Annotated in this window: 11 protein-coding genes; 8 read left to right on the top strand and 3 right to left on the bottom strand. The window is 65.6% G+C overall.

Going from position 1 to position 12,872, the window contains the following annotated elements; all coding sequences use genetic code 11:
- The first annotated feature begins 13 nt into the window (after positions 1–13).
- From PI86_RS09080 to PI86_RS09055, 6 genes are all read left to right on the top strand, one after another.
- Positions 14–1,357 (top strand): phenylacetate--CoA ligase family protein, encoded by a 1,344-nt coding sequence (locus PI86_RS09080; RefSeq protein ID WP_052319402.1) that lies wholly within the window; start codon positions 14–16, stop codon positions 1,355–1,357.
- The gene (locus PI86_RS09075) at positions 1,357–2,115 is read left to right on the top strand and encodes an enoyl-CoA hydratase/isomerase family protein (RefSeq protein ID WP_039321139.1); all 759 of its coding nucleotides are present in this window, start codon (positions 1,357–1,359) and stop codon (positions 2,113–2,115) included. Before PI86_RS09080 ends, PI86_RS09075 begins: the two co-directional genes overlap by 1 nt.
- 2 nt (positions 2,116–2,117) lie before the next feature.
- Positions 2,118–2,837 (top strand): HAD family hydrolase, encoded by a 720-nt coding sequence (locus PI86_RS09070; RefSeq protein ID WP_039321137.1) that lies wholly within the window; start codon positions 2,118–2,120, stop codon positions 2,835–2,837.
- Positions 2,834–3,973 (top strand): branched-chain amino acid ABC transporter substrate-binding protein, encoded by a 1,140-nt coding sequence (locus PI86_RS09065; protein WP_039321135.1) that lies wholly within the window; start codon positions 2,834–2,836, stop codon positions 3,971–3,973. The genes PI86_RS09070 and PI86_RS09065 overlap by 4 nt, the downstream gene beginning before the upstream one ends.
- Before the next feature lie 146 nt (positions 3,974–4,119).
- A complete protein-coding gene (locus PI86_RS09060) occupies positions 4,120–4,515 on the top strand; it encodes a thioesterase family protein (protein ID WP_014898871.1) in 396 nt (131 codons plus the stop codon).
- Between the two features lie 232 nt (positions 4,516–4,747).
- The gene (locus PI86_RS09055) at positions 4,748–6,472 is read left to right on the top strand and encodes a sigma-54 interaction domain-containing protein (protein ID WP_326929226.1); all 1,725 of its coding nucleotides are present in this window, start codon (positions 4,748–4,750) and stop codon (positions 6,470–6,472) included.
- A gap of 151 nt (positions 6,473–6,623) precedes the next feature.
- On the opposite strand, the gene PI86_RS09050 is transcribed toward PI86_RS09055, so the two are convergent.
- The 3 genes from PI86_RS09050 to PI86_RS09040 form a co-directional block, all read right to left on the bottom strand.
- Positions 6,624–7,763: a patatin-like phospholipase family protein gene (locus PI86_RS09050; protein WP_039321133.1), complete on the bottom strand. Its 1,140-nt coding sequence runs from the start codon at positions 7,761–7,763 to the stop codon at positions 6,624–6,626.
- Between the two features lie 116 nt (positions 7,764–7,879).
- On the bottom strand, positions 7,880–8,221 hold the full coding sequence (locus PI86_RS09045) for a cupredoxin domain-containing protein (protein WP_014898874.1): 342 nt from the start codon (positions 8,219–8,221) through the stop codon (positions 7,880–7,882).
- 23 nt (positions 8,222–8,244) lie between these two features.
- The gene (locus PI86_RS09040; RefSeq protein WP_039321131.1) at positions 8,245–9,189 is read right to left on the bottom strand and encodes a metallophosphoesterase family protein; all 945 of its coding nucleotides are present in this window, start codon (positions 9,187–9,189) and stop codon (positions 8,245–8,247) included.
- A 253-nt stretch (positions 9,190–9,442) separates the two neighbouring features.
- On the opposite strand from PI86_RS09040, the gene PI86_RS09035 reads away from it, so the two are divergent.
- Both PI86_RS09035 and PI86_RS09030 read left to right on the top strand, forming a co-directional pair.
- Positions 9,443–11,032, top strand: coding sequence for an inorganic phosphate transporter (locus PI86_RS09035; protein ID WP_039321129.1), 1,590 nt, complete (start codon positions 9,443–9,445; stop codon positions 11,030–11,032).
- Between the two features lie 80 nt (positions 11,033–11,112).
- A complete protein-coding gene (locus tag PI86_RS09030) occupies positions 11,113–12,867 on the top strand; it encodes an ABC transporter permease (RefSeq protein ID WP_039321127.1) in 1,755 nt (584 codons plus the stop codon).
- Positions 12,868–12,872: the final 5 nt, after the last annotated feature.

The following is a 12,872-nucleotide window of genomic DNA, read 5'->3' as shown; positions in this document are numbered from 1 at the left end:
AGGAAACGAGAACATGAAAGTGGAGTCGTCAATCAACGCAAACACCGCGCTTTTCGACGAGGAATTCGAAACCCTGCCGCCCGGGCAGGTGCGCCGGCATCAAGACGGGCTATGGTCGCCCCAGTGGGACTACATCCGTTCGATGTCGACTTTCTATCGCGGGAAGCTGTCGCGCTGGATCGACCGGGAGGTGACGCTGGATTCGCTGCAGGAATTGCCTTTCACCGAGAAGGACGAACTCCGGATCAGCCAGGAGGCGGCCTCTCCATTCGGTGACTACGTGGCTTGCGGCGAGGCGGGCGTGTCCCGGCTTCATCGCACGTCCGGGACCACCGGACGCCCGCTGATTCTTGCGAACAGCGCGGCGGATGCGTACCGGATCGCGCGGGTCGGTGCGCGGTCGATGTGGGCCGCCGGGCTGCGACCGACGGACCGCGTGGTCCACTGCCTGAACTACTGCATGTGGACCGGCGGCTTCACCGATCACACGATTCTCGAGGCGACCGGCGCGACGGTCGTGCCGTTCGGCGTGGGCAATACGCGTCTGCTGATCGATTCGATCGTCAATCTCGGCATCAACGCGATTTCGTGCACACCCTCGTATCCGGGGCTCATCGAACAGATCCTGCGTGAATCGACCGATCTTCGCCCCCGCGACCTGAAGCTCACGTTGGGTCTGTTCGGCGGCGAGGCGGGGCTCGACAACCTGGATCTGCGCAACGCGATGGAAGAGAAGTGGGGCTTCAAGATCCGCAACGCCAACTTCGGTCTGTCGGAAGTGCTGAGCATTCTCGGCGGACAAACCGACTGGACCAACGATTTGCTGTATCACGCGAGCGACGTCGTCTTTGCCGAAATCGTCGATCCCGCCACGTTGCAACGCCTGCCGATCGAAGCGGGGACCGTCGGCGAACTCGTCTGTACGCACTTGCAGAAGGAGTGCCAGCCGCTCGTTCGCTACCGCACGCGAGACGTCGTCACCGTGACCGGCGTCGATCGCGGGCCGGACGGCCGCACGGCGTGGCGATTCCGCGTCACTGGCCGGACCGACGACATGTTCAACGTGCGCGGCATCAACGTGTTCCCGAGCGCCGTTCGCGTGGCCGTCGAATCGCTGCCGCAATGGGCGTCGGGAATCTTCCGAATCGTGCTGAAGGGGGACGGTCCGTACGACCGGATCACGATGACGGTCGAAGCCGCGCAGGGGTTGCCGGCCGCCGACTGGCCGAAGGCCAGGGAGCAGGTCGAGGCGGCGATCCGCACGAGGGTCGGCTCGACGGCAGACGTGACGATGGTGCCGTTCGAGCATTTCCCGCGCACCGAAGGAAAAACCCGCTGGGTCGAAAAGGAGGCGTGATGAGCTACGCAAGAATCGAGAAATCCGGGGCCGTGTCGACGGTGATCCTCAATCGTCCGGAGCGGCTGAACGCGATCAGCGGCGACCTGCTGGACGATCTTCATCGGGCGCTGGTGGAGGTCAACGTCGATGAAGGCTGCAACGCGATCGTACTCACAGGGGCCGGCCGGGCCTTCTGCGCAGGCGACGATCTGAAGGAGTTCGACAAGCAGACCGAGAGCGATGCAAGCATCCGCAGTCACGTCGAACGCATCCAGCAGATCACGCGCGACCTGATGTTCAACGGCAAACCGGTCATCGGCGCCGTGCACGGGTTTGCCGTCGGCGGCGGATTCGAGTGGCTGCTCAACTGCGACCTGGTCGTGGCGTCGGACGATCTGGTGTGCTTTTTCCCCGAAATGGAGTGGGGGCAGTTCGTCACCGGAGGCGTGACGCAACTCCTGCCGCAGAGCGTCGGCCATCAGCGCGCCATGGAGCTGTGGCTGCTGGGCGAGCGCCAGTCGGCCCGGCAACTGCATGCGCTGGGCCTCGTCAATCGGGTCGTCGAGGCGGGGGAGGTCGTGGAAACCGCGCTGGAACTTGCCACGCGTGTCGCCGAACGTTCCGTCTTTTCCGTATCGAGGCTGAAGCGTCTGCTGACGATGGAGCTGTCGGCCGATTTGACCCGCAGTCTCGAGCTCGAGCAGTCCGCAACCGTGGCGGCGTTTGCGACACCCGACGCCGCCCGCCGTGTCCAGGCCTTTGCCGCGAGGAATTGACCATGAATATCAAAGCACTGACGTTCGACTATTTCGGCACGCTGGTGGATGTCGACAAGGGCGGCATGGCGGGGATCGCCGAAGTCATGCGCATCCTCGGCGTCGAATCTTCGCGCCCGGTATTCGACGTGTACCTCGACTGGGACATGCGCAACGTGCAAACCTATCGCGGCGGCGCGTACCGCAGCTATCGCGCGGTCGCACAGGACGCGCTGACCGGCTGCATCGACGCGCTGTTCCCGAACGCGCTCGCCGGCCACGACGTCGAGGCGCTCACCGACGTGCTGCTCACGCACCTCGTCGAGTCGTCGCCGCCGCACGCGGATGCGCTCGAGTTTCTCGACTGGGCAGGGTCGCGCTATCCGCTGATGCCGATCACGAACATGGACAGCGATCTCTGGCGCAGAAGCCAGCTCACGCGCTACTTCGAGCACGTCACGACGGCCGAGATGGCCAAGGCGTACAAGCCTTCGCATCTGATATTCAGCCTCGCGCTGGATCGCCTCGGGCTGGACGCGCACAACGTGTTGCACTGTTCGCTCGCCAGCTGGGCTGATATCGATGGCGCGAAGCCGCTCGGCATGCACGTGGCGTGGATCAACCGCTCCGCGGACAAGCTCGGCCCGTGGCAGCCGCGTCCCGATTTCAAGTTCAAGACGCTGTCGCCCGTTCGCGATGTCCTGACCCAGTCGCAGTCCGCCACTTCGGGGGAATTGAAATGAAACGCACGATCCTGATGTTTGCCTTCACCGTCGTCGGTGCCGGCGTTCCCGGATTTTCGTCCGGTGCGCGTGCCGATACCGTCGTCAAGATCGGCGCGGCCGGCCCGCTGACGGGCAGCTCGGCCCAGAGCGGCAAGGACGACGAACGCGGCGTGCAGCTGGCCATCAACGAGCTGAACGCCCGCAAGCTGGTGATCGGCGGACAGCCGGTCAAGTTTCAACTGGTGTCGGTCGACGATCAGGGCGACCCGAAGGTGGGCGTGAACGTCGCGCAGAAGCTGGTCGACGGCGGCGTGGCGGCCGTGATCGGACACTACAACTCCGGCGTGAGCATTCCGGCCGCGCGGATATACAACGATGCGCATGTCGTGATGATCACCGGCGCATCGTCGAACCCGGAGCTGACCCGGCTCGGGTTTCCGTACGTTTATCGTCTCGCGACGAACGACAACGTAATGGGCCGGCGCATGGCCGACTATTCGGTCAACGTGCTGAAGCTCAAGCGCGCGGCCGTGGTCGACGACCGGACCGCGTACGGCACCGGCGTGGCGGACGTGTTCGTGAAGACCGCGGAAAAGAACGGCATGAGCGTCGTCGCGCGTGAATACAGTACGGACAAGACGACGGACTTCAAGGGCATCCTGACGCACATCAAGGCGACCAATCCGCAGGTCGTGTTCTACGGTGGCTATTACGCGCAGGCGGCGCTGCTTGCACGCCAGATGGTCGATCTCGGCATCAACGCGGTGCTGGTCGGCGGCGACGGCATCTGCTCGCCGGAATTCAGCAAGCTGTCGAACAACGTGCTCGACAACAAGATGTTCTGCGCGCAGGGCGGCGCGCCGCTCGACAGCCTGCCCGACGGCAAGCGTTTCAGGAGCCGGTTCAAGAGCACGTTCGGCGCCGACGTGGATACCTATGCGCCGAGTTTCTATGCGGCGACGCTGGTCGTGGCGGATGCAATGCAAAAGGCCAATTCGACGTCGCCCGAGGTGTATTCGAAGGTGATGCGCGAGCAATCGTTCAGCAGCATGCTCGGCCCGGTGAAGTTCGACGGGCAGGGCGACTGGGTCGATGCGCCGGTGACCGTCTACAAGCTGTCGGGCGGCACCCTGACGCCGGTCGGCGCGAAGTAGCGAACGCGGCGTCGAAGCCTGGTTCGGGGCAGCACCGTGGTCGCGCCGGGCCGTGCATCGATACAGGGATGAACGGCCCGACGTCGTTCCGATTCAGCCGCGCTGCATCGGCAGTGCGGCAATGGTTTTACCGACAAGGAGATTTCATGATCAATTCCGGAGCGACGGCGACCCTGAAGCGTCGGGTCGCCGTGCAGGACCTGGCTTCCGCCTTCGGCAACGATTCGGATGAAACGTATCCGGACGTGATGTCGACGCCCGCGATGCTCGGTCTCATGGAGCGGGCATGTGCGGAAATCATGCGCGGCGAACTGGAGGACGGGCAGTTGTCGGTCGGCGTCACGACACAGCTGACGCACTCGGCGCCCACGCCGGTTGATGCGCAAGTGAGCGCCACGGCCAGCTTCCGCGGACGGGAAGGCAGCCTGTTCGTATTCGATGTCGTCGTGCACGATCCCAAAGGGCAGGTCGGCAGCGGAACGCATGCACGCGCGATCGTCGATCGCGCCGCCATCGAGAAAAAGGCTGCGTCGCGCCGTTGATCGCGGCACTGGCCGGCAGTGGCGCGAGCGCTAGTCGCACGGGCGGCAAACGGGGTTCAACATGAACGGTTTTTGCGCTGGTAAGCTGGGCGGATCTGCCACCGTGCTGCGAACGATAATGGACGAGCGAAGTCTGAGCGCTGCTGATCGATCCGGCGATCTCCGGTCCGCGATCGATACGGCTTGTTGGCGCGATGCAAGACGTGTTGCGGCGCACCGGTTCGGCGCGTATGTGTTGACGCTGAGCGACGACGCGGTTCCGCTCGAAGCGGTGGACGACGATGCGCGCGCGCTGGCAGCGCAGTGCGACATCGACGTCGACGCGCTGGCGTTCGAGCGGCTGCTGCACGATGTCCGCGATTCGCTGCGGGAAAGCGACAACGCAACGGTCGATGTGCCGCTCGCCGCCGCGGACGGCCTGCACTGCGCCGCTACCTGCGTGTCGGCCGGATCCGCCAGGGTCTACCTGCTCGCGTTGCGGCGAGCGGAGCGCGACGCACGATCGCTGCACGACATGCTCGCGCTGCTCGACCTCACGCTGGGCGTCTCGCTGAAAAGTCATTTCGATCTCGTCGCGCACCAGACGCTGGTGGAGGAACAGAAGGCGATCATCGACCACATCGGCGACGGGCTGATGGTGCTCGGTCGAGGCGGCATCGTGCGTCATGCGAGTACCGTCGCGGGACGGATTCTTGGGATCGATCCGGTGACCAGCATCGGGCGGCCGCTCGAGGCGCTGATCGACTTCGAGCCGATCATTGCGCCGATCTTCACGACGGGCGTGGGTTACGTCGATCGTGAGCTCATCATCGACTCGCCCGCCCGTCACCTGCACCTGATCGACACGGCGATTCCCGTGAAGAACAGCTGCGGGCAGGTGGTTTCCGTCGTCAACACGTTCCGCGAGATCAAGCGCGTACGCAGCATCGCCGGCAAGTATGCGGGCAACTATGCGCGCTATACGTTCGAGAACATCGTCGGGCAGAGCGACAGTCTGCTCGACGCGATCGGCGCCGCCCGCAAGGCGGCACACGGTTCGGCGAATCTGCTGCTCAGCGGCGAAAGCGGCGTCGGCAAGGAGGTTTTCGCGCAGTCGATCCACAACGCAAGCGCGCGCCAGGCCCAGCCGTTCATTGCGATCAACTGCGCCGCGCTGCCGCACGATCTGATCGAAAGCGAGCTGTTCGGGCACGCGCCGGGCAGTTTTACCGGGGCGACCAAGGAAGGGCGGCCAGGGAAATTCGAGTCCGCCGACGGGGGTACCGTGTTTCTCGATGAAATTTCGGAGCTTCCGATCGACGTGCAGGCGAAGCTTCTGCGCGTGCTCCAGGAACGCGAAGTGACCCGGCTCGGGGATACCAAGGGCATCCCGATCGACGTACGCATCATCTGTGCGAGCAACCGCGATCTGGAAGCGATGGTGGCGGCGAAGGAGTTCCGGGAGGATCTGTACTATCGCTGCAACGTCATCGAGATCTCGATTCCGCCATTGCGATCGCGCAAGGCCGACGTCACGGCGACCGCGAACTTTTTCCTGAGCAAGTACGCGACGCTGCTGAACAAGAAGATATTCGGGTTCAGCAAACGGGCGCTCGATCAGATGCATGCATACGCATGGCCCGGCAATGTCCGGGAGCTGGAGAATCTCGTCGAGCGCATCGTGAACCTGAGCGACGAAGGCATCATCGACGACGTGTCGGCTTTGTTGCGGCCGCCGCGAGGCGCAGGCGGGATGTCCGATCCGATACCGGCACCTGACATGCACGCAAAGCGCGACACGCGGGGCGATCGTGCGATTCAATCGCTGAGGGACGTCGAGCGCGACGCAATCCATCACGCGCTGGCCGCGTGCCGGTTCAACGTCACGCGTTGCGCGGCCCTGCTCGAAATCTCGAAGCCGGCGTTGTACGCAAAGGTGAAGCGATACAACATCAAGCTCGAGCGGCCGTTGCATTAGCGCGATCCGGCCTTCGGCGCGTGGGTCGATGCCGGTGCCGATTGGCTCGGTCGGTCGAGCGCCGCCACGCGATGGCGGCGCGAGTGCGAGTGCGCACCTCGATGTCAGGGGATAGGCGATCCGCGCGGCGACGCTGTGCGCCGCATCGGCATCAACCATGCCGCTCCCCGATACGGTTCTCCTCCGGACTCCACACGCTCAACCCCTCCGTCGGATCCATCGGGATCTCCCACGGCCGCGCGGCGATCGCCTGCATCGTCGCCTCGAACCCGGCCTCCCGGCGCGCGGCAATCCCGGCCGGCGTGAAATCGATATCCTTCCATTGATCGTCGCCGTCGAGCCGCGGCGCCGCGAGCTTGATCACGCGCATCGTGGTCTGGCAGCCCCACGCGGCGAGCGCCTGCACGTCGGCCGACGTGCGCTCCGCTTCCGGTAGCCGCATGACCAGTTCCCGGATCACGTGGCGCAGCCCGTGAATCTGCTGTTGGCGCGCGATGTGGCTGTCCGTGCGGCTCGCGTACTGGATGTCTTTCTGCCGCTCCGACACCTGCCAGATGCTCTGCGGTTCGGGCCCGACCGGATTCCACATCTGCACCGAGAAGATGATCGAGCTGCGGCGCGGCGCATCGTCGAGCACGACTTCGACCGGCGTATTCGAATAGACGCCGCCGTCCCAGTACGGTGCGCCGTCGATCCGCACGGCCGGGAACGCGGGTGGCAGCGCGCCCGAGCTCATCACGTGCTCGATGCCGAGCGGCCGGTCGCGCGAATCGAAATAGTGCATCGCGCCCGTGCATGCATTGACCGCGCCGACGGTCAGTCGCGGCCGGCCGGCGTTCAGCTGGTCGAGGTCGACGAGCGACGCGAGGGTGTCGCGCAGCGGCTCGACCACGTAGTACGACGCGTGCTCGACGCCGACGCGCGCGAGCGGCCCGAGCCACGCGGCGGGATTCGGCCGGAAGAACCCGGGGATGCCCGCGCCGATGATCGAGAGCTCGGAGCCGATCTTGTCCCAGCTGGTCGGGAAGCCCGGCACGTTGACGGCGGGCCGTTCGGTGACGTGGCGCCAGAACTCGGCCATCCGCTGCGCGCGCTGTCCGGGCGCGTTGCCGGCGATCAGCGCCGCGTTGATCGCACCGATCGACGTGCCGATGACCCAGTCGGGCTGGATTCCCGACGCGGCCATCGCCTCGTAGACGCCGAGCTGGTATGCGCCCAGTGCGCCGCCGCCCTGGAGCACGAGCACGACCTGGCCCGGCAGTTTCGGATGTGCGGGTTGACTTGCCGTCATCGCTTGCCTCGCGGTCAATGACGGCCGGCGGGCGCCGGCCGTCATTGAACCAGTGTAGGCGATCGGCGGGCGGCGTCAGCGGTGGCGGCGCTTTGCACGTTTCATGGCGCGCCGCGTCATTCGACGGTAATGGTCTCCTTCATGTACGGATGAATCCCGCAGAACACCTTGTACACGCCCGGCTTGTCGAAGCGGAACGAGTAGGTTTCGTCCTGGTCGAGTGCATTCGAGTGGAAGATGCCCGCATCGTTGACGACGGTATGCGGCTCCGCATCGAGGTTCTTCCACGTGATCGTCGTGCCGGCCTTGATCGTGGTCGACATCGGCGAAAACATGAAGTTGTGGATCGTCACGAGCGGGCCGGCCGGGGTTTGCGCGAACGCAGCGAGCGGCGTGCCGGCGGCGGCCGCGCACAGGGTCAGCGTCGCCAGCAGCGTCGAGGGCTTGAAGAGGGGCATGTCGGTCTCCTTGCGTATCGGGATCAGGCGAGCGTCGCGTCGTGCAGCGACGCAGCAGCGGGATGGCCGGCGAACTCGACGGTCGTCACGCCAAGCATCGTGGGCAGCCGGTCGCGCGGTACCGTGAGCGGCACCGGGCCCGGGCCGTTGCCGGCCGTCGGTTGCGGGAACGCGGTGGAGCGTGCGGTGTGGAACGTCACGTTGCCCTCGACCTTCGACACGATCTGGTGGATGTGCCCGTTCAGCACGGTGACCGAGCCGAAGCGGCGCAGCAGCGCCATCGTCTGCGGCGCGTCACCGGTTCCCCAGCCCCACGGTTCGTAAATGGTCCACATCGGCATGTGCGAGAACACGACGATCGGCGTGCTCGACGATTGCCCCTTGAGATCCTGCGCAAGCCACGCGAGCTGCTCGTCGCCGAAGCTGCCGAGCCCGTTCGGCTTGAAATGCATCACGTTGACGAGCGCGACGAAGTGCACGCCGGCGTGATCGAAGCTGTAGTAGCCGCGGTTGTTCGACGCCTTGCCGAACCGGCTGAAATACTCGGCGCCCGAACCGTCGGTGACGTCGTGTTCGCCGGGCACCGTATGCAGCTCCGGCACGCGCAACGCGGACAGCAACTGCGACGCCTGGTCGAACTCCGCCGCTTTGGACAGGTGCGTGATGTCGCCGGTATGGATGGCGAGCGCGGGCATCGCCGGCATCCCGTTGACGAGATCGATGGTCTGCCGCAGCGTGGCCGCGACGTCGGGATTCGCGTCCTTGTTGAAGCCGATGTGCGTGTCGCTGATCTGCACGAACAGCGGCCGGCCCGCATCGGCGGGGAGGGCGGCGCCGCTTTGCGCGAGCGCCAGGTCGAACGGCGTCAGGATGCCGCCCGACAGCGTAAACAGCGTGCCGAGGCCGCCGAACGCCATGCATTGCAGGGCCTTGCGGCGCGACGGGCGGGTGGGGGGCGATGAAGACATGTGAGCCTCGCAATCGTATGACGGAACCGGACGGCCGGGTCGTCCGGGAATAAACCGGCGCTTTCGCATGCCATACCGACGCGGCGGCGGATTTATTCCCGCTTGTTACGACGCCGCACACCGATGCTGGCGGCTTGCGGGGGGAAACAGGATCGCTGACGGGGGACTGTCAATGTCCTGTAAGTGACATGTCACATTTGCGTCACGCCCGCCCGATAGCCTGCGACACCGAATCACCTCTCCGGAGCCACTCATGCCGAACCTCGCGGCAACGGAAACCAGCGGTGCGGCCAGCAATCGCACGCGCACCATCAGCCTCGCGCTGTTTTTTCTGATCATTGCGTGCGGCGTCGTCTACATCGGCATTCACCTGAGTGCGGATCTCGGTTCGGTCAAGGAGAGTTCGGCCCTGCCGTTCGTGCTGCTCGTCGTCGCGCTGCTGATCGCGCTCGGCTTCGAATTCGTGAACGGCTTTCACGATACCGCGAACGCGGTCGCGACTGTCATCTATACGCATTCGCTCGACCCGCATCTGGCGGTCGTGTGGTCGGGCCTGTGGAACCTGTGCGGCGTGCTCGTGTCGAGCGGTGCCGTCGCGTTCGGCATCCTGCAGTTGCTGCCGGTCGAGCTGATCCTGCAGGTCGGCAGCGGCTCGGGCTTCGCGATGGTGTTCGCGCTGCTGATCGCGGCCGTCACGTGGAACCTCGCAACCTGGTATTTCGGCCTGCCGTCGTCGAGCTCGCATACGCTCGTCGGCTCGATCATCGGCGTCGGCCTGATGAACCAGTTCGTCAGCGGCCCGTCGGGCACGAGCGGGGTCGACTGGAACCAGGCGCTCGGCGTCGGCAAGGCGCTGCTGTTCTCGCCGCTGGTCGGCTTCGTGCTGTCCGCACTCGTGCTGCTGCTGCTGAAGGCGCTCGTGCGCGTGCCGGCGCTGTATCAAGAGCCGCAGGGCAGCAAGCCGCCACCGTTCTGGATCCGCCTGCTGCTGATCCTCACCTGCACGGGCGTGTCGTTCGCGCACGGCTCGAACGACGGGCAGAAGGGCATGGGCCTGATCATGCTGATCCTGATCGGCGTGATGCCGACCGCCTATGCGCTGAACAAGGCTGTGACGCCCGACCAGACGAGCACGTTCGTCGCGGTCGCGCGCCACGCGTGGACGACGCTCGTCAAGTACGGGGACCCCGCCGCGCAGCCGGCCGACGCGCGCGCCGATGTCGAGACCTACGTGCGCACGCACACGCTGACACCCGCGACGATCCCCGCGCTGCGCAAGCTCACCGACACGATCGCCGACCAGGTCGCGCAGGCCGGCGGTATCTCGAGCGTGCCGCAGAACCTCGTCGACAACGTGCGCAACAACATGTACGTCGCGTCCGAGGCGATCCGCCTGATGCAGAAGGCGAAGGTGCCGGCGTTCTCCATCGAGGACGCGAGCGCGCTCGAGGCATTCAAGAAACAGATGGACCGCGCGACGAAGTTCATCCCGACCTGGGTGAAGGTCGCGGTCGCGATCGCGCTCGGGCTCGGCACGATGGTCGGCTGGAAGCGGATCGTCGTGACGGTCGGCGAGAAGATCGGCAAGTCGCACCTGACCTACGGGCAGGGCGCGTCGGCCGAGGCCGTCGCGATGCTGACGATCGGGATGGCCGACGCATACGGATTGCCGGTGTCGACGACGCACGTGCTCGCGTCCGGGGTGGCCGGCACGATGACTGCGAGCGGCGCGGGGCTGCGCTGGGACACGGTGCGCAACCTCGTGCTCGCGTGGGTGCTGACGCTGCCCGCGTCGATCGCGCTGTCGGCGGCCCTGTACTGGGCGCTGCACAAGCTGTTCTGAGCCGCGCCGGCTGACGCCATACCCGGCCGCGCCGCACGCGGCCGGCCCCATCGATTTTCAATTCGACCACGACGCTACCGATGGATATCAGTTTCTTCGATCCGAATCGCACCGCCAACGCGTCCGCGTGGCGTGTGCTCCCCAACCGCTGGGACGCGGTCGCGTTTCCGCTGATCATCGGCATACTCGCGATGGCGATCGTCGGCTTCCATCAGACGATGGCGCCGATCGGCGTGTTGCAGACGCAGAAGATCTCGCTCGATCCGTCGAACCTGCCCGAATATGCGTTGCGCACCACGCTGCGGATGCTCGCCGCGATGGTCGCGTCGCTCGTGTTCACGCTGGTGTACGGCACGCTTGCCGCGAAAAGCCGCCGTGCGGGCATGGTGCTGATTCCGATCCTCGACATCCTGCAGTCGGTGCCGGTGCTCGGCTATATCTCGTTTACGGTCACGTTCTTCCTCGCGCTGTTCCCGGGCCGCGTGCTCGGCGCCGAACTGGCCGCGATCTTCGCGATCTTCACGAGCCAGGCGTGGAACATGACGTTCAGCTTCTACCAGTCGCTGCGCACGGTGCCGCGCGACCTGAGCGAAGTATCGCGCGGCTTCCACCTGACGTCGTGGCAGCGCTTCTGGAAGCTCGAGGTGCCGTTCTCGATGCCGGGGCTGATCTGGAACATGATGATGTCGATGTCGGGCGGCTGGTTCTTCGTCGTCGCGTCGGAAGCCATCACCGTCGGCAACCAGACCATCACGCTGCCGGGCATCGGTGCGTATCTCGCGCAGGCGATCTCCGACAAGAACCTCGGCGCGGTGGGCTGGGTGATCGTCGCGATGTCGGTCGTGATCCTCGCGTACGACCAGTTCCTGTTCCGCCCGCTGGTCGCATGGGCCGACAAGTTCCGGATGGAAAACACCGCGTCGGGCGATGCGCCGCAGTCCTGGCTGCTCGACATGCTGCGCCGCACGCACCTGATCCATCAGCTGCTCGTGCCGGCCGGCTGGCTGCTGTCGCAGGCCGCGCGGATTCCGCTGCGCGTGCCGTTGCTGACGGGCAAGCGCTCGCGCGGCACGGCGGCGCGCCGTTCGTCGCGCATCGGCGACATCGTGTGGGGCGCGTTCGTGATCCTGCTGACCGCGTACGTCGTGTGGCGCGTCGTCAGCTTCGTCGCGACCGGCGTGACGATGGGCGAGGTCGGTCACGTGCTCGTGCTCGGGCTGATCACGCTGCTGCGCGTGCTGGTGCTGATCGCGATCGCGTCGGTGGTCTGGGTGCCGCTCGGCGTGCTGATCGGGCTGCGCCCGAAGCTGGCCGAGAAGATCCAGCCGCTCGCGCAGTTCCTCGCCGCGTTCCCGGCCAACTTGCTGTTCCCGGTGTTCGTGATCGTGATCGTCCACTTCCATCTGAACGCGGACATCTGGCTGTCGCCGCTGATCGTGCTCGGCACGCAGTGGTACATCCTGTTCAACGTGATCGCCGGCGCGATGTCCTATCCGAACGACTACAAGGAAGCGACGAAGAATTTCCGCATCCGCGGCTGGCAGTGGTGGCGCCAGGCGATCCTGCCCGGCATCTTCCCGTACTACGTGACGGGTGCGATTACCGCATCGGGCGGCGCGTGGAACGCGAGCATCGTGTCCGAGTTCGTGCAGTGGGGCGACACCAAGGTCGTCGCGCACGGCCTCGGCTCGTACATCGCGCAGACCACCGCCGCCGGCGATTTCCCGAAGATCATCCTCGGCATCGCCGTGATGTCCCTGTTCGTCACCCTGTTCAACCGTCTGCTGTGGCGTCCGATGTACGCCTATGCGGAATCCCGGCTCCGTCTCGATTGAGAGTA

It is taken from the genome of Burkholderia sp. A9 (genome assembly GCF_000801975.1).
This window is presented reverse-complemented; position numbering and strand designations above follow the sequence as displayed.